The sequence below is a fragment of the Pseudoalteromonas tetraodonis genome (assembly GCF_002310835.1).
Classification (GTDB): Bacteria; Pseudomonadota; Gammaproteobacteria; order Enterobacterales; family Alteromonadaceae; genus Pseudoalteromonas; species Pseudoalteromonas tetraodonis.
On sequence record NZ_CP011041.1, the window covers coordinates 1,964,963 to 1,987,239 of the forward strand.

Genomic DNA, 22,277 nt, shown 5'->3' on the forward strand with positions numbered 1-22,277 from the left:
ACGTAATTGAACTCTCTCAGTACTACTTTTAGAAACACAAAGTAAGTGTCTACACTTTTCAGGCGTATAAATTGTAAATATATGTGTATTTAATACAATAAATTAGGTTAATTGCTCTAATTCTGTAATTAACGTCAATGCGTGTTCATTAGTCGTCCCACAAACATCTAAAGTGGCGCTAAAATCACTACACACTTTAGGGCGCGACTCATCACCAAATAGCTTACATAAATTACGCTCATCCAGCTGAATACAACGTTCTCCGGCCTTTTTACCATTTGGCATACCCGGTATTGGCGAGCTAATACTTGGTGCAATACAACATGCTCCACAGCCTAAACGGCACGCCATTGATTGTGTTTTCATTATAACCTCAGTAATAAATTTCAATTATATTGTTGCTGCTTTGCATACAAACAGAGCGATTTGTTCTATTTGTAACCGTATTATGCAATGACTTGTTACATCTTCAAACACACTGTAAACACTTTATTGCGTATCATTAGTTCATCAGCACAATTTATGAAGGAATGCCCTGTGGCGACTAAAAAACAAATAATACTCCCTATCGCGGTCCTTGTTGGTGGCATCGCCCTTGCAGCGGGCTTTTCAGCAATGAAAAAACCACCAGAAGAAAAACCAGAACAAGATACTCGCCCATTGGTTGCAGCACAACCTATTCACCTTGATGCAATCACTCTCGATGTTAAATCGTACGGTATTGTGCAACCTAAAGACCGCACTGAGCTGATTGCTCAGGTAAGTGGCCAAGTTATTTCTGTTGCAGGGCAATTTGTTGAAGGTGCCTTCGTAAAGCAAGGAGATATTTTAGCACGAATTGACCCAAATGATTACGAAGCTGATTTAATTGAAGCTGAGGCTGGGCTCGCCCAAGCAAGTTCAGCGCTTGAGATTGAACGTGCTCAAGCGCATGTTGCTAAAGCTGAATGGGAACGCATTAAAGCAGACTCAAGCGATATTACCGCTTCTGCGCTTTATTTACGTAAACCGCAATTAGCAGAGAAAATGGCGCGTTATCGCTCAGCACAAGCAAGTGTAAAACGTGCTAAACGTAATTTAGAACGCACTTATATTAAAGCCCCCTACGATGCAATTATAAACGCGCGTAGCATTAGTTTGGGTTCTGTTGTAAATCCAGGTAATAGCTTTGGCTCACTCAGCGCCACTTCGGTCGCTGAAGTACGTTTACCGGTTGCCGATAAAGAGCTGCAATATTTAAATAATGGCGGTATTGGTGCAACAGTGTTATTTAGTGCGCAGTTCGCGGGCAAAGAAACCACATGGCAGGCTAAAGTGGTACGCAGTGAAGGGGTGATAGATCAAAAAAGCCGTATGAGCTATTTAGTAGCACAATTACCAACCCCATATGCTAACAAAACTCAACCATTGCGTTTTGGCTCCTATGTTAACGCTAGCATAGAAGGTCGTGCAGTTAATAACGCCATTGTTGTGCCACATCATTTAGTCAAAGAAAATAAAATTGCGATATTAAACGACGATTTAACCCTGTCGTTTAAAACTCTCAATATTATACGTGAACAAAACGGCATGGTGATCGCAGACCAAGGGCTTAATGAAGGTGAACAGCTAATTACTTCTGCCCTTGAATACCCTACCGAGGGAATGGCGGTAAAAATTGAAGACGTTGTAACAACCCCAGACGTTACTCAACTTGCATTGAAACAGGAGTAACTTATGTCTACACGTGAAAAAGGCCTAATTGCATGGTTTGCGCGCAACCCTGTTGCAGCAAATCTATTGATGATATTTATACTTATTGGTGGCATTTTAACGGCGTTTACTATTCGCAAACAAATGTTTCCACAATTTGAAAGTAACTGGATCAGTGTCTCTGCGGTATACCCTGGCGCAGCCCCGCAAGAGGTTGAGGAGGGCATTACCATAAAAGTCGAGGAGAACCTTGAGGGTATAGAGGGAATAAAGCGCCTTATCACCTACTCCAATAGAGGCTCTTCACAAGCGTGGATTGAAATAGAAGAGCAGTTTGACCCGCAAGAAGTACTCGATGAAATTAAAGTACAAGTAGATTCAATTAATACGTTTCCTGCGGGTATGGAGCGCCCTATTGTTCGTCGCGATAAGTACGAACAAGAAGTAATGATACTTGCCCTTTACGGTGACATGAGTAACTACCAACTTAAAGAGCTCGGAAACGATATAAAAGACGAGCTTCAGGCACTGCCTAATATTAATTTAGTTAACTTTAATGGTGGCCTTAATTACGAAATTGGTATTGAAGTAAGCCCAGACAAACTGCGTGCTTATGGATTAACGTTTAGAGATATTGCCAGTGCAGTGCAAAGCTTTTCTGCCAATATGTCAGCTGGGCAAATTCGCTCTGAAAATGGCTATATTTCAATGCGCGTTGAGAAACAAGCCTACCGTGGTAGCGAGTTTGCAAAACTACCACTGATCACCCTTGCCGATGGCGCGCAAGTTTATTTAGGTGACGTTGCCACTATAAATGATGGCTTTGAAGAAGGCCTGCAATACTCAAAATACAATGGTAAAAACTCATTGTCGTTTGAAGTAAACGCCTCTAAAGATCAAGATATTACCGATGTTGCTAAAGTACTTAAAACCTATATGGCTGAAAAAGAATCGCAACTGCCTGCAGGTGTTAAGCTCTCTCCTATTGTTGATTTAACTTACTACCTCGAAGGTCGCCTCGATATGATGGTCGACAATATGATTTGGGGTGGCTTATTAGTTATGTTGGTATTAGCGCTGTTTTTACCATTACGTTTAGCTTTTTGGGTAATGATGGGTTTACCTGTGTCATTTTTAGGTGCCTTTTTGTTTATGCCAATTGGCTTTTTAGATGTCACCATTAACTTAGCCTCGTTATTTGCCTTTATACTGGTGCTTGGGATAGTGGTTGATGACGCCATTGTTGTGGGCGAATCTGCTAGTGCTGAAATAGAAAAACACGGCCATACACTCGATAACGTAGTACGCGGCGTAAAGCGCGTTGCAATGCCAGCCACATTTGGCGTACTTACCACTATTGCGGCATTTTTACCGCAAACTCTTGCCACAGGCCCAGGTGCGGCTTTTTCTAAAGCCATTGGTGGGGTGATTATTTTATGTTTAATCTTCTCACTAATTGAATCAAAACTTATTTTGCCGGCACATATTGCGGCAATGAAAGACCGTAAACCAAATCCAAAAAACCCGCTTCACCGTGCACGTAAAGTAATGGATAACGGCCTAAAAAGTTTTGTTGATAACTACTACACCCCGTTTGTTGGTCGCTGCATTCATTATCGCTACACCGTAATTGTCGGTTTTATGTGTTTACTGATTGTCAGTGCGGGAATGTTTGCCGGTGGTTTAGTTAAATTTGTGCCTAATCCTAAAATACCGCACGATTTTCCTCGCATTGATATAGAAATGAACTTAGCGTCTTCTGAGCAAGCAACGCTTGAAACAGCTAAAAAAGTAGAGCAGCTAATACTGAGCGTTGATAACCAGCTCAAAGAGCAATACGGTAAACCGATGATCCGCGATTTATCAGTTAGCTTACGTGGGCGAACGCAAGCAAACATTATGGCTATTTTAGTTGAACCCGACCTGCGCCCTATTGATACCTTTGCACTGAGTGCCTTATGGCGCGAACAAATGCCTAACTTACCGGGTGTTAAAACCCTAACCATTCAAGACAGTATTATGAACGGGGGTCGAGACGATGGCGATGTAAGCTTTAAACTCGAAGGTAAAAATGCACAAGTACTTAAAGAAGTTGCTGGTAAGCTTAAAACCAAGTTGCAAAGTATGGAAGGCGTAGGCGATGTTAATGACTCAATGCAAAGCGCTACCGATGAAGTACAGCTAGATTTAAAACCACTTGCTTACAGCATGGGGCTAACCCTTGCCGATGTGGCCTCACAAGTAAGCTTTAGTTATTATGGTCTTGAAGCACAACGTATTCTTCGCGAAGGTGAAGAAATTAAAGTGATGATCCGCTACCCAGAAGATGAGCGTAACTCAATCAGTGATATCGACAGCGTACGTATTATCACCCCAACAGGCGCTGAAGTACCATTAAGTGAAGTTGCTAATATTTCATTAGTTGATGGGGTTAATCGTATTCGCCGTGAAAATTCAAAACGTACAGTAAACGTGTGGGCTGCGGTAAATACTGACCAAGTAGAACCCTTTGCCATTGCACAACAAATTCGTGATGAGTACTTACCTTCATTACTTAAAAACTACCCAGGGGTACAAAGTAATGTGGCTGGTCGTATTCAAGAGGAAATGGATAGCGCTGATGAGCAATTACGTGACTTTGCGCTATCGATGATCATAATTTTTGCATTATTGGCTATTCCTCTGCGCTCTTACTCTCAACCATTAATTATTATGTCGGTCATTCCATTTGGTGTGGTTGGCGCCATGTTTGGCCACATGGTACTAGGTATGACCATGAGCAGCTTATCGATGTTTGGCATTATTGCGGTAGCCGGTGTGGTGGTTAATGACTCACTCGTGATGGTAGATTTTGTAAACAAAGCGCGTGCTGAAGGCGTGGCAATAAAACAAGCGGTAATGCAAGCCGGTGCACGTCGCTTTAGAGCCATATTACTAACTTCAATCACCACCTTTATTGGGGTCATGCCGATTATTATGGAAACCAGCTTACAGGCAAAAATTGTAATTCCTATGGCGGTATCGCTCGCTTTTGGTGTGCTGTTTGCCACGGTAATAACGCTTATTCTTATACCGTGTCAGTATGTTGCGCTTGAAGATGCAAAACGCCTGATCCGCAAATGGCGCGGTAAAGATGCCCTAGTCGATGGCCAACCAGCAACGACGAATCACTAAATTAAGTAAAATCCCAACCAAAAAAGCTCGGTATTATTATGCCGAGCTTTTTATTTATAGTTAAAAAATAGCATTCAACTATTTGCCAGTTTGTCTCCCTACTGGTAATTTAACTCTAAACTTTGCTCTTAAAGGATTAACCATGGGCACATTTCAGCTTATCTTATTTATCGTCTTTGCCGTATTGACTACTCTGGGTTACAAAAAGAACAACCGCAATTTAATGCTATTGGGTGCAATAACTATTTCTTTTGCATTTGTAGGATTAGAATTTTTACTTGGGTTTGATGAAGGATTATCAAGGACTGACTATGAATAAAAAAGTAATACATTGGCCAAGTATGTCATTTTATTTAATCGCCTTATTCACGTTTATCGGTGGCATTATTGACTCCACCTATTCGAGCTTCCTCATTGGCTTTGGCTTTTGTTTTATGGGCTTTGCAAGCATTCGCTTAATCCCTGCAAACTTTCTTACTCGTAAACTAACTAGCCCTGTAGCGGAAACTCTCGTTCGCAAAAGAGATATAGCAACACAAATTATCGGATTTTTATTACTCATTACTGGGTTAGCTTTATCTATGTTGTTCAACGTTTAATTGCGTGATTAAAAAGATCCTATGATGAGCATAGTAAACTGCTCGTTTTTTATGCCTTTTACGTTATGGTATTTAATAATCATAATAAATAAGGCACAACTATGAATTCCCCTCAGTCTGAACACATACCTCAAGAAGCATTTGATTGGTATGACGAATACGCTCACGGTTTAATTGATAGACGCACGTTCATGAAAAAGCTTGGTGGCTTAGCCGCATTGGGCTTTTCAATGACGGTGCTTACAGGTGCATTATTACCTAATTACGCTCAAGCTGAGCAAGTCTCATTTAACGACGATGACATAAAAGCCACTTACCAAGAATTTGATTCGCCTGATGGCTATGGTTCGGGCAAAGGCTATTTAGTGGTTCCAAAAAATACACAAGGCAAGCTACCTGTTGTATTAGTAGTACACGAGAATCGCGGCTTAAATCCGTATGTAAAAGATGTTGCAAGGCGACTGGCTAAAGCCGGGTTTATTGCCTTTGCCCCTGATGCGTTGCACCCACTGGGTGGCTACCCAGGCAACGACGATGAAGGTCGAGCCATGCAACGTACCCTTGATCGCACTAAAATACAAAATGATTTTGTAGCCGCTGCGCATTTTTTAAAAGCACAGCCAAATAGTAATGGTAAATTAGGCGCGGTTGGTTTTTGTTTTGGTGGCTATATTGTTAACTATTTAGCTGCAGTAGACAGTAACTTATTGACCGCGGGCGTGCCCTTTTATGGCACACCTGCAAGTGAAAGCTTACATAAAAACATTAAAGCGCCGTTAATGATTCAATTAGGTGAACTTGATAAACGGGTTAACGCCACATGGTCTGAATATGAGCAGAGCTTAAAATCAAACAATGTTGATTACACTATGCACATGTACGAAGGCGCAAATCATGGTTTTCATAACGATTCAACTGGCCGCTACGATGAAAAAAATGCCGAACTTGCATGGCAGCGTACATTAGCATTTTTTAATAACCACTTAAGTTAACACTACTAAACGTGTATTTGTTACTCGTTAATTAATACACGTTTATCAACAATTCCCTCTTTTACTAGCTGATTCAATAAGTGAGCGGTTTTTTCTCTGCACACATCGCGTAGTAGTCGTACAGCGGGAGTAATCGATTGTCTGCTTGGGCAAATAAGCCACAGCTCCCCTTGGGTGTGCTGATAGTTAGGCATCACAGTAACAACGCGTTTATTTAATAAGTCATCAGCAATATCTAACGCCGATTTAACCGCTAAACCTTTATCTGCCACACACCAGCGCCTTACTAAATCGCCATCGTTTGAAGCACGTCTGCCCTGCATTTTTACTTTGTATTTTTTTTGGCCATCGGTAAACTCCCATACATTATTGATAATATCTTGCAGCTGATAAAATAACCCTTGATGCTGCGCTAAATCATCAGGGTGCTCTGGCTCACCATATTTAGCTAAATAGGTAGGTGTAGCACAGAGTAGTCGCGGTACGTTGCAAATTTTAAATCCATAAACACTGCTATCACTTGGGGAGCCATAACGCAGTGCAATATCAACCGAATCACGAAAAAAATCGATATTGCTATCGCTAATGTGCGTACGCAAGCTCACACTTGGGTACCTATCCATAATGTCATCAATCCAGGGGATCACTAGGTTGCGCCCTAAATCAGATGAAGTAGCCACCCGCAATTCTCCCTCAATAGCATCATGTTCTCCTTTGAGGTTTTGCCTTGCCGTTTCAAGTACAGCCAGCGCTTGTTCGCATTGGGGTATGTACCGCTCCCCTGCACTGGATAAACGCAAATGGCGAGTTGTTCTAATAAATAATTCGCAGCCAAGGGCTGATTCTACGCGCTTAATAGCCGCACTGGCGGTTGCTGTGCGCATATCTAACTTAGCAGCAGCTAAAGTAATACTTCGACACTCTGCTACTTTTAAAATCAGTTTTAAGTCATCAATCTGCATATTATCTATTTTTATTTGATAATGATTCAATAATTATGCTGTTTATTTTAAATAAAGCAAATTGTATTATGTTGCTCATACACTCAGTGAACACTGTTTATTAGCCCTTTTTTATTATGGAGAGACTATGACTCACCCTATTATTCGCGACCTTGAAAGCCGCCATACTGCTAAACGTTACGACGCGACAAAGCGCATTTCTCAAGACGATTTAACGGTATTGTATGATGCTATGCGTCTTTCTCCTTCGTCAATTAATTCGCAGCCTTGGAAATTTGTAGTGATTGAATCAGACGCTGCAAAAGAGCGTATGCACACTACCTTTGCTAATAAGTTTCAATTTAATCAGCCACACATTAAAGCGGCGTCGCACATTATTTTATTTGCTCATAATCCGCAATATACTCGTGAAGATTACGGACACGTAATTGATGCCGATATAAAGAATGGCCGAACTCAAAAAGAAAACCGCGAGCAAGCTTTTGGCGCCTTTGCGTTTGTTGATTTAAATACCGATGAGCAAGGTAATAATGCCGCGTGGACCAAAGCACAAACCTACATTGCTTTAGGCAATACTATGCATGCAGCAGCACGCTTAGGGATTGATACCACGCCGATGGAAGGCGTTGATGCACAGCTGATTAGTGAAGAGTTTGCAAGCGAATTAGACGGCTACATCTGTGATGTGGCACTTGCGCTGGGTTACCATGATGCAGAAGAAGACTACAATGCTAAGCTGCCAAAATCACGTTTAAGCAAAGAACAAGTAATTCAGGTTTTATAAGTCAAAGCTGCTCACTTTAAATTGTTAGTGAGCAGCTTACTTTATTAGGCTAGTTTTGTGACCACAGACGCACTAATAACTTTGCCTTGATCAACATCTGCGGTAACAGTGCATAAAGCTCCATTGATTAAATTTAAATTAGGAGGGATGTGACCAATATCGGCATCAATGATCACCGGAAACAAACACCCGCCAAAAGCGGCATTTAAGCCTTGGCGATAGTCAAACCCCGGATCTTGCCCCTGTAAGGTTACATGGCGGCCAATAATCACCCCGTTTATATCATCAAACATACCGGCTAATTTGAGTGACAATAAAAACCTTGCAACGGTCGCTGGCGTGAGCTCTGCGCTTTCTAAATAAAGTACAATACCTTGCGAGGCATTGTGCTTTTTAAACTCATGCAGAGCTAAAAAAGGCGAATCAAGTAACAGCCCAACCGTATCAAGACACCCACCAAACAACCGCCCTGACATTTCAATACTGCGCTTATCGGTGTAATTTAAACATTGCCATTGTGTGGGAACGCTGTGATCAAATAATACGTTTGGGTTTTGTGCATAATCAGGCTTGCTATGTTGATGGTAAGTCGAGGGGGCTTGCTCAAACTCACTATTAGCCTCATAGCTTAGACTTTCAAAAATTTGTAAACAATACGGGTCTTTTTCATCAGGGTGTAATTGAATTAAATTAGCGCTATGCAGTGTTGCCCAATTACATTTTGCTGTCAGTGCACAAGCAATCGTACTGACATCTGAATAGCCCACTAACCATTTAGGTTTAGCGTTTTTAATTGCGCTAAAATCAAGCAGAGGCAATATTTCCATTGCCAGCTCTCCGCCCATTGGCGGCATGATCGCATCTATTTCATCATCTAATAAAAAGCCCATTAATTGCTTGGCATGCTGCTTAGCTGTAAGTTGAGTTCGCGGCTCGTTTTGACGTAAAAACTCCCCTTCAACAACCTCATAACCTCGATGTTTTAAGCCATTAATGACAATATCTAACCGTGGATGGTATTTTGATTTGATCCCCGCTGATAAAGAACACACGGCGATTTTAGATCCCACTGTTAAAGGTGCCGGATACAGTATATTTGCCATATTATTTCCTTATTGAAGAATAGGTTACTACCATAACAACATAGCCTACATTTACAAACAATGAATAATATTCAACCGATTCTAAACCAAATATAAAAACCAAGCATAAAAAAACCAGTGCTTATTACTAAGCACTGGTTTTTATAAAACGTTAAAGTGAGTTAACTAATTAAATATACTCAACCTCAATGATTTCGTACTCTACATCACCTTTTGGCGTTTTGATAATCACAGCGTCATCCGCTTGTTTACCAATTAAGCCGCGAGCAATTGGTGAATTAACAGAAATTAAATTACTTTTAATATCTGCTTCATCATCGCCAACAATCTGATATTTAACTTCAGCGTCGGTTTCAACATTAACGATGGTTACTGTAGTCCCAAAAATCACTTTACCTGTATTAGGCATCTTTGTTACGTCAATCATCTGCATGTTTGAAAGTTTTGCTTCAATTTCTTGAATACGGCCTTCACAAAAACCCTGTTGCTCACGCGCAGCGTGATACTCAGCATTTTCTTTTAAGTCACCGTGTTCACGTGCATCAGCAATATCAGATACAATTTTTGGACGGGTAACAGTTTTTAATTCGTTAAGCTCATCGCGCAATAATTTTGCGCCACGAACTGTCATTGGAATTGATTGCATACTTTTCTCACTTAATCCCAAGGCCATGGTTATGGCCTTGGCACATTTCCTTAGTTCAATCGCAGGTGTAGTTCTTGAACAGACGTCACTTTACTGCGGTCATCTGCTTGGTTAGCAGTACAGTTAGCAAATGCCGCATTCAATGTCGTAGTATAATTGGTTTTGTGCTGCAATGCACCACGACGTAACACCTTCGAATCTTCAATCGCTTGGCGACCTTCGGTGGTATTAACGATATAGCTATACTCGCCATTTTTGATTCTATCAAGAATGTGCGGACGACCTTCGTATACTTTATTTACACGGCGAACCGTAATTCCAGCATCTTCAAGTGCAGCAGCTGTTCCACCTGTTGCGTCTAGCTCAAAACCAAGGTCTGTCATGGTTTTAGCTAGTTCTACAATACGTGGCTTATCGCTATTACGTACAGATAGTAACGCGCGACCACCACGTGGTAAAGTGTTGCTTGCACCTAATTGTGCTTTTGCAAACGCTTCGGCGAAAGTATCACCAACACCCATTACTTCACCCGTAGAGCGCATTTCAGGTCCACGAATAGGATCCACACCTTGGAACTTAGCAAATGGCAATACCACTTCTTTTACGCTGTAGTAAGGTGGAATCACTTCTTTAGTAATGCCTTGGCTTGCTAAAGATTGACCCGCCATACAACGTGCCGCTACTTTTGCAAGTGCTACACCCGTTGCTTTAGATACAAATGGAACTGTACGTGCTGCACGTGGGTTTACTTCGATTAGATACACTTTGCCATCTTTAACCGCAAACTGCGTATTCATCAAACCAACTACGCCAAGTTCAAGTGCCATATCAGTTACTTGCTTACGCATCACATCTTGCACTTCTTGCGTTAGCGAGTGAGCTGGTAATGAACATGCTGAGTCACCAGAGTGAACGCCTGCTTGTTCAATATGCTCCATGATGCCGCCAATAATCACTTGCTCGCCGTCGCAAATTGCGTCAACGTCAACTTCTATCGCGTTATCTAAGAAACGGTCTAGTAATACTGGCGCTTCATTTGATGCAGATACGGCTTCGGTCATGTAACGACGTAAGTCTTGCTCATCGTATACAATTTCCATCGCACGACCACCTAATACGTACGAAGGACGTACTACCAGTGGGAAACCAATTTCAACTGATTTAAGTAGTGCTTCTTCAGTAGAGGTTACGGTGGCATTTTCTGGCTGCAGTAAGTCTAAACGCTCAACAAGTTGTTGGAAACGCTCACGGTCTTCTGCACGGTCAATTGCATCAGGTGAAGTACCAATTACAGGTACGCCGTTAGCTTCAAGCTCGCGCGCTAGTTTAAGTGGTGTTTGACCACCGTACTGCACGATAACGCCTTTTGGCTTTTCAACACGTACAATTTCTAGTACGTCTTCAAGCGTAATTGGCTCAAAGTATAAACGATCAGATGTGTCGTAATCGGTAGAAACCGTTTCAGGGTTACAGTTAACCATGATGGTTTCGTAGCCGTCTTCGCGAAGCGCAAGAGCTGCGTGTACACAACAGTAATCAAATTCAATACCTTGGCCGATACGGTTAGGACCGCCACCAATTACCATGATTTTATCACGGTCAGATGCGTTAGCTTCACATTCTTCATCGTAAGATGAGTACATGTAAGCAGTGTCTGAGCTAAATTCTGCGGCGCACGTATCAACGCGTTTGTAAACAGGTACAATATTGAGTTGATGGCGCTTTTTACGAATTTCAGCTTCTGACACACCAGCAATTTCTGCAATACGCGGATCGGCAAAACCTTTACGTTTAAGTTTACGCAAGAAGTCCGCATTTAAGCCGGCCATACCGACTTCTGAAATTTTAGCTTCATCTTTTAGGATGTCTTCAATTTGTACTAAGTACCAAGGGTCAATCTTAGTCAGCTCGAACACATCTTCAACACTCATACCATGGCGCATTGCATCGGCAATGTACCAAATACGCTCTGCACCTGGCTCACGTAATTCACGAATGATTTTTTCTTTTGCTTTAGGGTCATCAAGTGCCACAATTGGGTTAAAGCCTGTTGCGCCTACTTCTAAACCACGTAATGCTTTTTGTAATGACTCTTGTTGGTTACGACCAATCGCCATTACTTCGCCCACTGATTTCATTTGCGTCGTTAAACGGTCGTTTGCACCGGCAAATTTTTCAAAGTTAAAGCGAGGAATTTTTGTTACAACGTAATCGATTGACGGTTCAAACGATGCTGGGGTTTTACCGCCAGTGATATCGTTTTGAAGCTCATCTAACGTGTAGCCTACCGCTAACTTAGCGGCGATTTTAGCAATAGGGAAACCCGTTGCTTTAGAGGCCAGTGCCGATGAACGTGATACACGTGGGTTCATTTCAATGATAACCATACGGCCATCAACGGGATTTACACCAAATTGTACGTTTGAACCGCCGGTTTCAACACCAATTTCACGCAATACGGCCATAGAGGCATTACGCATAATTTGGTATTCTTTGTCGGTTAATGTTTGTGCTGGAGCCACAGTGATTGAGTCACCTGTGTGCACACCCATTGGGTCAAAGTTTTCAATAGAACAGACGATAATACAGTTGTCTTTTTTGTCACGAACAACTTCCATTTCGTATTCTTTCCAGCCAATTAACGACTCATCTATTAATAACTCGCTGGTTGGTGAAAGGTCTAAACCGCGCTCACAGATTTCTTCAAACTCTTCCATGTTGTAAGCCACACCGCCGCCGGTGCCGCCCATTGTGAAAGAAGGACGAATAATACACGGTAAGCCGATACGGGTCATGGTATCGCGCGCTTCATCCATTGAATGGGCAATTTCAGCACGTGGACATTCTAGGCCGATGTTACGCATAGCAACATCAAAGCGTTCACGGTTTTCTGCTTTATCGATTGCATCAGCCGTTGCGCCAATAAGCTCAACGCCATGCTTAGCCAATACACCATGCTTGTCTAAATCAAGCGCACAGTTTAATGCTGTTTGGCCACCCATTGTAGGCAGGACAGCATCTGGCTTTTCTTTTTCAATGATTTTTTCTACCACTTCCCAGTGAATTGGTTCGATGTATGTTGCATCGGCCATTTCTGGGTCAGTCATGATAGTTGCTGGGTTTGAGTTAACTAATATAACTCGATAGCCTTCTTCTCTTAGTGCTTTACACGCTTGAGCACCAGAGTAGTCAAATTCACAAGCTTGACCAATTACAATTGGGCCTGCGCCTAAGATAAGAATGCTTTTTATGTCGGTACGTTTTGGCATTATTACTCCGGTTAAATTAGTGGTTACGCGCTTGCATCAAATCGATGAAGTGGTCAAATAATGGGGCTGCATCGTGCGGACCAGGACTCGCTTCAGGGTGACCTTGGAAGCTAAATGCTGGTTTATCTGTACGGTGAATACCTTGCAATGTGCCGTCAAATAACGATTTATGCGTTGCACGTAGGTTATCTGGTAATGTGGCTTCATCTGCAGCAAAACCATGGTTTTGTGCGGTGATCATTACGACATCGCGCTCAAGATCTTTAACTGGGTGGTTACCACCATGGTGGCCAAACTTCATTTTTACTGTTTTAGCACCTGAGGCAAGCGCTAATAGTTGATGCCCTAAACAAATACCAAAAATTGGCGTATCGGTTTCTAAAAAGGTTTTAATTGCATCAATGGCATAAGTACATGGCTCAGGATCGCCAGGGCCATTTGATAAGAAAATACCATCAGGGTTTAAGGCTAGTACGTCAGCGGCAGAGGTTTGTGCGGGTACAACCGTTAGTTTACAACCACGATCTACAAGCATACGTAAAATATTACGTTTAACACCGAAGTCGTAGGCAACAACATGAAACTTTTCATCGTCAGCGTGTAAGGTTTTAAACCCTTCGCCTAATGTCCAGCTTGATTCGCGCCACTCAAAATTTTCCTTGGTTGAGACAACTTTTGCTAAATCCATGCCTTTTAAGCCTGGGAAGGCTTGCGCAGCTTCAAGCGCTTTTTTCTCGTCTAGTTCGTCACCGGCAATGATACAGCCATTTTGTGCGCCTTTATCACGCAAAATACGGGTTAGTTTTCTGGTGTCGATGTCCGCAATACCTAAAATATTACGTTCTTTTAAGTAATCATCTAACGATTGCTCGTTACGAAAATTACTCGCTAGCAGTGGCAAATCACGGATCACTAGGCCTTTAGCCCAAATGTGACTCGCTTCTTCGTCTTCGCTGTTGGTACCCGTATTACCGATATGTGGGTACGTCAAAGTTACGATTTGTTCCGCGTACGATGGATCAGTCAAAATTTCTTGATAACCAGTCATAGACGTATTGAATACTACTTCACCGACTGACATGCCGTCAGCGCCGATTGCAGTACCGCGAAACACTGTGCCGTCTTCTAGGACTAACAGAGCGGATTTAGTCAAGTTAAACCTCCTAACAGTAAAAAACGGGAGTAAGCAAATTGCTTAACACCCCGCCAATACTCAGATAATTGGTCAAAACCTGATTTCTGTGAGCTTAAATTGTTTTACGCAGTCTTAAATGATGCCGATGTAAACCACTAAACCTTCATTCATTTTTCTTGCCTAAAACTCTTTTCATTCCCACACAAACCCCGGTTTTGCTAACCATATGAGTATAATTGGAAACACGCATTTAGTAATTTTTGGCAAATTGGCTGCATTCTACATGAAGTTGGCTTTTAGGTCTAACGCTAATTAGTAAATTGTAATAAATAAGTGGTTATAGCAAAAAACCACTCCAAAGCGTTAAAAAAGGAACTTAACTACTTTAAATCTAGCACATCTTGCATATCATAAAGTCCTGCAGGTTTATTTTTCAACCACTGCGCAGCTCTTATAGCACCTAGCGCGAAGGTCATTCGCGAACTTGCTTTATGGGTTAATTCAAGTCTTTCGCCCATTGTAGCGAAGTAGGCCGTGTGTTCACCTACTATATCACCGCCTCTTAGCACCGAATAACCAATTTCATTTTGTGATTTGGCCTGCTCTATGTTGTTGCGATCATAAACGGCAACCTCATCATGATCCCATCCTTTTGCCTGAGCAATCGACTCGCCAATGGCAAGTGCAGTGCCCGATGGCGCATCAATTTTATGACGATGATGTGCTTCAAAAATTTCTATATCTAAATCATCGCCTAGTTTTGTCGCTGCCGTTTGCACTAAGTTAAGCAGTAAATTTACGCCCACGCTATAATTACGCGCAAATACAATCGGAATATGTTTAGCGGCATCCGTTAATAGCGCCATATCGTCATGAGTTAAGCCGGTGGTGCCAATTACCATAGGTGTTTTTTGCTCAACGGCTGTTTTTAAATGATTTCTCATGCCTTCAGGCAAAGTAAAGTCTATAAGCACATCTACATTTTCAACCTGCTGTTCACTGCTAAACTTAATCTCTTTTGCCGCTGCGCTATTAAGCTGATTAACGGGCAGGTCTAATAACGGTGACTGACTGCGCACATAGGCCGCCGCTAATTGTGAATTTTTATTGATTGTTGCTGCTTCTACAAGTGCCAGTCCCATACGGCCATTCGCACCAAACACACCTACTCGATTCATCTTTTTACAACCTATGTATTTTTTAGTTAGCTAGATTTTATCTAAAACTCATGTAATAGTCAGGAAAGCTTATAAAAAAGCTTCGATTATTTTAGGGTCTGTTGACCTTTGCGGATTAAAATTTGTTCAAACTAGGAGCGATTTAATCGTGGCGCGAGGTTTGTAACCTAGTGGGCTAAGTAAAAACCGAGCAACAAAGAGTAAATCGCCCCTAGGCAGAACCCTTCGGGCAGCGCCTGTTTGGCATTGATGCTGAGTTATCGCCTATTTATGGGGAACAACCACACCACATAGGCTCTGCCTTGCCTAAATACCAAACAGACTGCTGCAAATTTAACCTTGAAAGATCAACAGACCCTCATAATAATAACAGATAGTCTTTGCATTTAGCCATCTATACATTTAAACTTCTTTTTTTGCGCCGATTTGGTCTTTGGCTTGCGGGCGCTGTTGGATTACTTATCTGGTTAGATAGTAAAACAAACAACTAAATTCAGCTAAAAGAGGGATGCTTTGGCTGTTTAATATATCAATCGACTTCGATTGCTATGAATAATTAACGAGGATTATGATGCAGCCATCATTTGATAAAAATAAAGCAAGATTTTCTTTGCTTCCCCTACTCACCTTTGTTGCTATTTTTTTAGGCTCAGGCTTATATTTACAATCTCAAGGGGTTGATTACGCGTTTTATCAACTCCCAGCACCAGTCGCTATTTTACCCGCGATTGTTTTAGCCTTTATTTTAAATAAAACCAACATCAACCAAAGCGTAGAAACCTTTATAAAGGGCGTAGGTAATAACAATATTATTACCATGTGTCTTATTTACTTACTAGCGGGTGCTTTTTCGGCGGTTGCTGGTGCTACCGGCGGTGTAGATGCGGTTGTTAATGCCGGACTTTCACTTATTCCCCCTTCGTTACTACTACCTGGTTTGTTTTTAATAGCGGCGGTTATTTCTACTGCTATGGGCACATCAATGGGAACTATTGGTGCTATTGGCCCAATTGCCTATGCAGTATCTATTAAAACAGGAATTGATCCTGCTTTAATGGCCGGTACCATTGTATCTGGTGCTATGTTTGGTGATAACTTATCAATAATTTCTGACACCACGATTGCTGCTACGCGTACGCAAGGCTGTGAAATGAAAGATAAGTTTAAAGAAAACCTTAAAATTGCTGTTCCGGCCGCCATACTCACTATTGCATTGCTATTATTTTTAACGCCTGCAGCACAAGTAGTTGATACCAAAGACTACGATATTTTATTAGTACTTCCTTATGCCTTTATTTTAGTCCTGGCGGTAATGGGCTTTAATGTGTTTGTAGTGCTGTTAAGCGGTATTGTGTTTGCCGCATTAATGGGCTTTACCGGCAGCTATGAAGGTGCAAGCTTTGTAAAAGATATTTACAAAGGCTTTAGTGAAATGCAGGAAATATTTTTACTGTCTATGTTTATTGGTGGCCTCTCTGAGTTTATTCGTATTAATGGCGGCCTCGACTATATCGCTCAAAAAATTCAAGCTATTACTAAAGTTATTGCCAAATGGCACCGTAAAGTAGCCGATCAGTTAGGGATCGCGGCATTAGTTGTAACCAGTAATATGTGTATTGCCAATAATACCGTGTCTATTATTGTGACAGGCCCTATTGCTAAAAAACTGGCTGATGATGGCGAAATTAGTGGTAAACGTTCTGCCAGTTTATTAGATATTTTTGCCTGTGTTACCCAAGGGTCTTTACCTTATGGCGCGCAAGCATTATTACTCGGTGCTACATTTAAAATTAGCCCGTGGGATGTTTCAACCTCATCTTACTACTGCTTTATTTTAGCCTTTACTGCTATTGCTGTTATTTGTTTGCGCCGCAATAAAGCATAATCTCCCTTTTTACAGTGTATTAGCTGCGTGCTAATGCACTGTTTATCACAATAAATAATTAACAAATTAACCGTGTTTGCTATAATGTGATATTCAGCGTGTCACATAAAATATGGTTATGAAAATTAAAAACTTACTTCCTCTCGTTGCACTAAGTGCGTGTGCATTAAGTTCAACAGCTACCGCTGCTAATTGGAGCAATACGGCGCTTCATATTAATAACGGCAACCACAAAAACCCATTTACTGAACAAAAATCTAATACCACGGTGTACTCAATTGAGCATGCTTCTGGGCATGATTATGGCGATAACTTTTTCTTTATTGATTACAGTACCGACAGCAACGATGATGGCTTTCAAGATCAAGACTTTTACTTTGAAGGTTACTCTACCCTTAGTTTATCTGCGGTAATGGACGAAAAAGTAGCGTCAGGGGCGCTTGTTGATGTTGGCCTAACCATGGGTATTAATGCTGCAGGCGATGCCAAAGTAGTTAAATATTTACCAGGCGTAAAATTAAGCTGGGATGTGCCTGGTTTTAATTTCTTTTCAACCCTTATCAGTGCATACATTGATGATAGCGAAGGCGTTGCAAAAGGCGGTGCACCCATTGAAACTAACAGCTGGATGTTTGATGTAGCCTTTGATTACCCGTTCATGATTGGCTCGCAAAAGTTTAACGTAAAAGGACATGCAGAGTACATTGCTGAACGAAAAGATGAGTTTGGTAACGATGTGCGTGCTTGGTTTTTAGCCCAACCTATTATTGTATGGGATATGGGACATGCGCTAGAAATGAAAGAAAATACCTTACTGTTAGGTATGGAATGGCAATACTGGCACAATAAATTTGGTACTGATGTTAGTGAATCAGTACCGCAAGTTCATTTAGAGTGGACTTTCTAATATATAATTGAATGTTTTAATTATAAAAAATAAAACCTGTCATTAGACAGGTTTTTTTATGGCTGATCACAACTTACACTGCGGATTTTTACCTTGTGCTTTAGCTGTTTTTTGCTCGCTAAGCGCTTTACTCATTTGCGATTGTAAATTTGCAATACGGCTCGTTGGTGCTGGGTGAGTTGATAAAAACTCTGGCGTAGCCCCACTGCCCGCTTGGCTCATATTTTGCCAAAGTGTTACAGACTCTTTGGGATTAAACCCTGCTTGCGCCATAAGATCTAAACCAATTGTATCTGCCTCTGACTCATGTGAGCGACTAAAGGGTAAAACCACACCATATTGAGCGCCTAAACCAAGGCCTTGCATAATTTCATTACGGTATTGCACGTTACCCATTTCAAGCGCCGCATTGCCCAGCTGCATACCCGTTTGTAAAATAGAACTTTGTGAGACCCGTTCATTTGAATGCTCAGCAATCACGTGTCCAACTTCATGACCTAAAACAGTGGCAACCTGATCTTGATTTGTGGCTATTTTTAAGAGCCCCGTATGTACACCAATATAACCGCCAGGCAATGCAAAGGCGTTTGCAGATTCATCTTCAAATACCACCACTTCCCAATTTTGAGATGCATATTCTGTAGGAAGCACGGCCACTACTTTTTCAGCAATGCAATTGACGTAACTGTTTACTTTTGGATCTTTATTTATCGGCTGCGTTTTTTTCATCTCTGCAAAACTGGCAGTACCCATTTGAGTCATTTGTTGATCTGAGTAAAGCGCAATTTGCGTTCGCCCAGTTGGTGATGTTTTACAACCTGCTAATACTGCACTGGCTAGAACTACCAAAACCAATTTTTTCATTGTGTTACCCTAAAAAAGTTTGTTACTAAGTATAGAATAGCAAACGCGGTGTTAGTTTAAAATCTTTGCTTTTTGCAATTAAACAATTAAGTTAGCAGGCAAACTAAGTTTATCCAAGGCTATTGCCCTGCTATAATGCTGGGCCTATATTCGTTGTTTTGAGTTTTTAAATGAGCGCTTCGGCTTCTTCTTTTAATACCCGTATTTTATTGCCTTTATTAGCCAGTATTGTCGCGATCACGCCTTTAGCCATTGATATGTATTTACCGGCGATGCTGGTGATTGCCAATGATCTCAATACCAGCATGCCAAATGTTCAAATATCGTTGAGTATATACTTAGCGGGTTATGCATTGGGCATGTTATTTTTTGGCCCCATAGCCGATCAAATTGGCAGGCGTAAACTGGCACGGATAGGTCTCAGTTTATTTGGCTTAAGTTCACTGGCGTTAGCATTTACCACTGAAGTGCATACTTTTTGGCTGTTAAGAGCTGTACAGGCATTTACAGGCGCGGCCGCTACGGTTGTCGTCCCTGGGATCATTAGGCATATATATCAAAAAAATACTGCTAAAGGTATGTCTTACGTGTCTATGATTATGATGATAGCACCGTTACTTGCCCCCTCTATCGGCTCGGTCATTTTAGGCTTTTCGGTATGGTCGACTATTTTTATTGTTTTAGCGACCTATAGCTTTGTTATTTTACTTTTTGTGCAACGTTACTTAATCGATATTCCAATATTTAAAAATGAGCGAAAAGGATTAGCATTATTCTTCTCAAGTTATAAAGTGGTATTAAGTAATACGCACGCCCGCGCCGATATTTTAAGCTCGATGTTTGTGTCGTTTGGCTTTTTTTGCTTTTTAACGTCCGTCCCTTATATTTACCTCGACCTATTTAAAGTATCAGAACAATTGTTTGGCCTGTTATTCGCTTTTAATGTAATGGCGTTGATGTTTGGTAATTTTTTAAATACTCGCGTAGTGCCACGTATTGGCTCACGCAAAATGCTTTATTATGGCTTAATGTGTGGCTTTATCTCTGGCGCAGCATTACTTAGCTTTAGCGTATTAAACTTGTCACTTTACTTTATTGTTGCGGCTATTGCTCCGTTGATGATGAGCCTAGGTATAATAGCAAGTAACGCAGATTCATTGATTTTGATGAAATTTGAGCAAAATACAGGGACTGCAACGGCGGTTATTGGCACCTTACGTTTTGGTAGTGGCGCATTAGTAGGCCCTATATTAGCGGTAATGCATGCACAAAGTGCAGTTCCATTTTCAAGTTTAATGTTCAGCGCAGTTGTACTCACTATCCTAGTGCAGTTAGTTCATTATTTTAAAGACAAAAAAAATGCCTCATAATGAGGCATTTTTTAATTGTATACTTAATTAAGCATCAGCTGCTTTAGATACCATAACCATTGCAGGACGTAATAAACGACCGTTTAATGTGTAACCTTTTTGCATTACTGCTAACACAGTATTAGGCGTCACATCATTACTTGGCTGAATCGACATTGCTTGATGAAAATCTGGGTTAAACTGCTCACCTTGTGGGTTTACAATTTCAACGCCAAATTTAGCCACTGCATCGTTAAAGCTTTTTACTGTCATATCAATACCTTCTAACAAAGGCTTAAGCGTTTCATTTTCTTTATCAGAGAACTCAATAGCACGCTCTAAGTTGTCTATAACAGGAAGTAATTCGTTAGCAAATTTTTCAAGTGCAAATTTGTGCGCTTTCTCAACATCTTGTGCAGCACGACGACGCATATTGTCAACGTCAGCAGCAGCGCGAACGACGCTATCTTTTTGATCTGCAATAGTTTGTTTTGCCGCTTCTAACTCAGCATATAACATTGCAATTTCTGCTTCAGGGCTTTGCTCTTGCTCGGCGTGTTGTTCTGCTGCTTCTACTGCAGCCTCAACGTCGGCTTCCATTTGCGCCACTTCTTCGTTCAATTCTACTTCTTGCTCTGGGTTTTGTGTCTGCTCAGACATAAAATATACGCTCCAATTCTTTACAACTGCGGTAATTATGGGGATTGAATAAAAAGATTCAAGAGCCCGATGGCTCTAATAATTTAAATTCTTGGATTATTTTCTCTAATTGCGCTGATTTCGGACAAATAACACAAAAACGACTTTGATATTCCTGATTTTGAAAGTACGGCACAGTGATCACAATGAGATCATCACAGGTGCTAAAAGGTAAGTTTTCAGCACTGAGAATTGAGACCCCATTTTTAAATGCGAGCTTATCTTCCACAAAATTTAAAAATGAAACACCAATATTAAGACTTTGCTCGCAATCTATTTTTTTATAAAGGTAGTTTTCGCCCACCACGATACTGTTATCTGAGCCTAATTTTTGGCTTAGTTCACGCGTCCATTGAGTTAAAGAGTCATGACAATTACGCGGTGCCGTATTTGCCATTGCCTGCATTCTGTATAGCCCTTCAATGAGCGTTTGCTGGCTAAATACAGTGTTAAGCCAAGTGGCAAACTCGTAGCGTTGGCCGTCACTAGGATCATCAGGCTTGTTAATGCAAATATTATGGCTTTGCCCTGCTCTGTCTAAAAGTAAGATAAGCCAGTTATTTGCGTCAAAGTCGAGTACTTCTACTCTAAATACCTGTTGAGTTCTAACTTGAGGTAGCCCCACACAACAGCATACTTGGTAACGTTGACTCAAGCCATGTGCCAATTCGACTAACTCAGCCTGCTCAGGTTGCCAGTAATTAGCAATAGCATCCAAAGTAAAAAACTCATCAAACCAATACTCAAAGCCATCATTGGTAGGGACTCGCCCAGCAGATGTATGTGGTGAATACAATAAGCCTATTTTTTCAAGGCGTGCCATCGCGTTGCGAACAGTGGCAGAACACACCGCCATACCTTTTTGTTTTGCAATTTTTGTTGAAGGCACAGGTAAGCCATCACCATTACAGTACAGGCTCATAACAGCGGCAAAAATTTGCTGGTCTCGAGGATTTAGTTTCATGTTATCTACATCTATACGCATGACTGTTATATCGGGGCTAGGTATTATTATTTCAAGTATAAGAAATTTAATAAA

At 41.3% G+C, this 22,277-nt stretch carries 19 protein-coding genes; 9 read left to right on the forward strand and 10 right to left on the reverse strand.

The window, feature by feature from the left end:
- Window positions 1-102: 102 nt before the first annotated feature.
- Window positions 103-366, reverse strand: coding sequence for a YkgJ family cysteine cluster protein (locus PTET_RS09070; RefSeq protein WP_008109286.1), 264 nt, complete (start codon window positions 364-366; stop codon window positions 103-105).
- Window positions 367-537: 171 nt separating this feature from the next.
- Here PTET_RS09070 and PTET_RS09075 point away from each other — a divergent pair, with 171 nt between their 5' ends.
- The 5 genes from PTET_RS09075 to PTET_RS09090 all read left to right on the forward strand — a co-directional run bounded on the left by PTET_RS09075 (window position 538) and on the right by PTET_RS09090 (window position 6,457).
- Complete coding sequence (locus PTET_RS09075; protein WP_024602956.1) at window positions 538-1,713, forward strand: efflux RND transporter periplasmic adaptor subunit; 1,176 nt, start codon at window positions 538-540, stop codon at window positions 1,711-1,713.
- A gap of 3 nt (window positions 1,714-1,716) precedes the next feature.
- Entirely contained in the window at window positions 1,717-4,866 is a 3,150-nt protein-coding gene (locus PTET_RS09080) for an efflux RND transporter permease subunit (protein WP_028835091.1), read from the forward strand.
- 142 nt (window positions 4,867-5,008) lie between these two features.
- The gene (locus tag PTET_RS19060; RefSeq protein ID WP_167378569.1) at window positions 5,009-5,185 is read left to right on the forward strand and encodes a hypothetical protein; all 177 of its coding nucleotides are present in this window, start codon (window positions 5,009-5,011) and stop codon (window positions 5,183-5,185) included.
- A complete protein-coding gene (locus tag PTET_RS09085; protein ID WP_096038512.1) occupies window positions 5,178-5,465 on the forward strand; it encodes a hypothetical protein in 288 nt (95 codons plus the stop codon). The genes PTET_RS19060 and PTET_RS09085 overlap by 8 nt, the downstream gene beginning before the upstream one ends.
- Before the next feature lie 101 nt (window positions 5,466-5,566).
- The gene (locus PTET_RS09090) at window positions 5,567-6,457 is read left to right on the forward strand and encodes a dienelactone hydrolase family protein (protein WP_096038513.1); all 891 of its coding nucleotides are present in this window, start codon (window positions 5,567-5,569) and stop codon (window positions 6,455-6,457) included.
- A 20-nt stretch (window positions 6,458-6,477) separates the two neighbouring features.
- Here PTET_RS09090 and PTET_RS09095 read toward each other — a convergent pair whose 3' ends face one another.
- Window positions 6,478-7,419 carry a LysR family transcriptional regulator gene (locus PTET_RS09095; protein WP_167378573.1) on the reverse strand — a complete coding sequence of 314 codons (942 nt, stop codon included), beginning with the start codon at window positions 7,417-7,419 and terminating at the stop codon, window positions 6,478-6,480.
- Window positions 7,420-7,546: 127 nt separating this feature from the next.
- Here PTET_RS09095 and PTET_RS09100 point away from each other — a divergent pair, with 127 nt between their 5' ends.
- On the forward strand, window positions 7,547-8,203 hold the full coding sequence (locus PTET_RS09100) for a nitroreductase family protein (protein ID WP_028835086.1): 657 nt from the start codon (window positions 7,547-7,549) through the stop codon (window positions 8,201-8,203).
- 44 nt (window positions 8,204-8,247) lie between these two features.
- Here the strand turns inward: PTET_RS09100 and PTET_RS09105 are convergent, their stop codons facing one another.
- The 5 genes from PTET_RS09105 to dapB form a co-directional block, all read right to left on the reverse strand.
- The gene (locus tag PTET_RS09105) at window positions 8,248-9,306 is read right to left on the reverse strand and encodes a S66 family peptidase (protein ID WP_096038515.1); all 1,059 of its coding nucleotides are present in this window, start codon (window positions 9,304-9,306) and stop codon (window positions 8,248-8,250) included.
- A gap of 169 nt (window positions 9,307-9,475) precedes the next feature.
- On the reverse strand, window positions 9,476-9,952 hold the full coding sequence (greA, locus tag PTET_RS09110) for a transcription elongation factor GreA (RefSeq protein ID WP_010388635.1): 477 nt from the start codon (window positions 9,950-9,952) through the stop codon (window positions 9,476-9,478).
- A gap of 50 nt (window positions 9,953-10,002) precedes the next feature.
- Entirely contained in the window at window positions 10,003-13,221 is a 3,219-nt protein-coding gene (gene carB, locus PTET_RS09115) for a carbamoyl-phosphate synthase large subunit (RefSeq protein ID WP_055012948.1), read from the reverse strand.
- 16 nt (window positions 13,222-13,237) lie between these two features.
- Complete coding sequence (carA, locus tag PTET_RS09120; protein WP_096038516.1) at window positions 13,238-14,374, reverse strand: glutamine-hydrolyzing carbamoyl-phosphate synthase small subunit; 1,137 nt, start codon at window positions 14,372-14,374, stop codon at window positions 13,238-13,240.
- A 362-nt stretch (window positions 14,375-14,736) separates the two neighbouring features.
- Window positions 14,737-15,534, reverse strand: coding sequence for a 4-hydroxy-tetrahydrodipicolinate reductase (gene dapB, locus PTET_RS09125; protein ID WP_008463955.1), 798 nt, complete (start codon window positions 15,532-15,534; stop codon window positions 14,737-14,739).
- A 571-nt stretch (window positions 15,535-16,105) separates the two neighbouring features.
- Between dapB and PTET_RS09130 the strand changes: the two genes are divergently transcribed.
- Window positions 16,106-17,419: a Na+/H+ antiporter NhaC family protein gene (locus PTET_RS09130; RefSeq protein WP_096038517.1), complete on the forward strand. Its 1,314-nt coding sequence runs from the start codon at window positions 16,106-16,108 to the stop codon at window positions 17,417-17,419.
- Between the two features lie 118 nt (window positions 17,420-17,537).
- Entirely contained in the window at window positions 17,538-18,326 is a 789-nt protein-coding gene (locus PTET_RS09135; RefSeq protein ID WP_024602952.1) for a nucleoside-binding outer membrane protein, read from the forward strand.
- Window positions 18,327-18,392: 66 nt separating this feature from the next.
- On the opposite strand, the gene PTET_RS09140 is transcribed toward PTET_RS09135, so the two are convergent.
- Complete coding sequence (locus tag PTET_RS09140; protein ID WP_013465162.1) at window positions 18,393-19,190, reverse strand: M48 family metallopeptidase; 798 nt, start codon at window positions 19,188-19,190, stop codon at window positions 18,393-18,395.
- A gap of 170 nt (window positions 19,191-19,360) precedes the next feature.
- On the opposite strand from PTET_RS09140, the gene PTET_RS09145 reads away from it, so the two are divergent.
- On the forward strand, window positions 19,361-20,560 hold the full coding sequence (locus PTET_RS09145; protein WP_013465163.1) for a Bcr/CflA family efflux MFS transporter: 1,200 nt from the start codon (window positions 19,361-19,363) through the stop codon (window positions 20,558-20,560).
- Window positions 20,561-20,587: 27 nt separating this feature from the next.
- On the opposite strand, the gene grpE is transcribed toward PTET_RS09145, so the two are convergent.
- Window positions 20,588-21,199: a nucleotide exchange factor GrpE gene (gene grpE, locus PTET_RS09150; RefSeq protein ID WP_013465165.1), complete on the reverse strand. Its 612-nt coding sequence runs from the start codon at window positions 21,197-21,199 to the stop codon at window positions 20,588-20,590.
- 58 nt (window positions 21,200-21,257) lie between these two features.
- A complete protein-coding gene (locus PTET_RS09155; RefSeq protein ID WP_096038518.1) occupies window positions 21,258-22,223 on the reverse strand; it encodes an HrcA family transcriptional regulator in 966 nt (321 codons plus the stop codon).
- Window positions 22,224-22,277: the final 54 nt, after the last annotated feature.

What these genes read in the sequence shown, in the direction of transcription:
- PTET_RS09070 (WP_008109286.1), bottom strand. Translation starts at nt 366, where the DNA reads ATGAAAACACAATCAATGGCGTGCCGTTTAGGCTGTGGAGCATGTTGT.
- PTET_RS09080 (WP_028835091.1), top strand. Translation starts at nt 1,717, where the DNA reads ATGTCTACACGTGAAAAAGGCCTAATTGCATGGTTTGCGCGCAACCCT.
- PTET_RS19060 (WP_167378569.1), top strand. Translation starts at nt 5,009, where the DNA reads ATGGGCACATTTCAGCTTATCTTATTTATCGTCTTTGCCGTATTGACT.
- PTET_RS09085 (WP_096038512.1), top strand. Translation starts at nt 5,178, where the DNA reads ATGAATAAAAAAGTAATACATTGGCCAAGTATGTCATTTTATTTAATC.
- PTET_RS09090 (WP_096038513.1), top strand. Translation starts at nt 5,567, where the DNA reads ATGAATTCCCCTCAGTCTGAACACATACCTCAAGAAGCATTTGATTGG.
- PTET_RS09095 (WP_167378573.1), bottom strand. Translation starts at nt 7,419, where the DNA reads ATGCAGATTGATGACTTAAAACTGATTTTAAAAGTAGCAGAGTGTCGA.
- PTET_RS09100 (WP_028835086.1), top strand. Translation starts at nt 7,547, where the DNA reads ATGACTCACCCTATTATTCGCGACCTTGAAAGCCGCCATACTGCTAAA.
- PTET_RS09105 (WP_096038515.1), bottom strand. Translation starts at nt 9,306, where the DNA reads ATGGCAAATATACTGTATCCGGCACCTTTAACAGTGGGATCTAAAATC.
- greA (WP_010388635.1), bottom strand. Translation starts at nt 9,952, where the DNA reads ATGCAATCAATTCCAATGACAGTTCGTGGCGCAAAATTATTGCGCGAT.
- carB (WP_055012948.1), bottom strand. Translation starts at nt 13,221, where the DNA reads ATGCCAAAACGTACCGACATAAAAAGCATTCTTATCTTAGGCGCAGGC.
- dapB (WP_008463955.1), bottom strand. Translation starts at nt 15,534, where the DNA reads ATGAATCGAGTAGGTGTGTTTGGTGCGAATGGCCGTATGGGACTGGCA.
- PTET_RS09130 (WP_096038517.1), top strand. Translation starts at nt 16,106, where the DNA reads ATGCAGCCATCATTTGATAAAAATAAAGCAAGATTTTCTTTGCTTCCC.
- PTET_RS09135 (WP_024602952.1), top strand. Translation starts at nt 17,538, where the DNA reads ATGAAAATTAAAAACTTACTTCCTCTCGTTGCACTAAGTGCGTGTGCA.
- PTET_RS09140 (WP_013465162.1), bottom strand. Translation starts at nt 19,190, where the DNA reads ATGAAAAAATTGGTTTTGGTAGTTCTAGCCAGTGCAGTATTAGCAGGT.
- PTET_RS09145 (WP_013465163.1), top strand. Translation starts at nt 19,361, where the DNA reads ATGAGCGCTTCGGCTTCTTCTTTTAATACCCGTATTTTATTGCCTTTA.
- grpE (WP_013465165.1), bottom strand. Translation starts at nt 21,199, where the DNA reads ATGTCTGAGCAGACACAAAACCCAGAGCAAGAAGTAGAATTGAACGAA.
- PTET_RS09155 (WP_096038518.1), bottom strand. Translation starts at nt 22,223, where the DNA reads ATGCGTATAGATGTAGATAACATGAAACTAAATCCTCGAGACCAGCAA.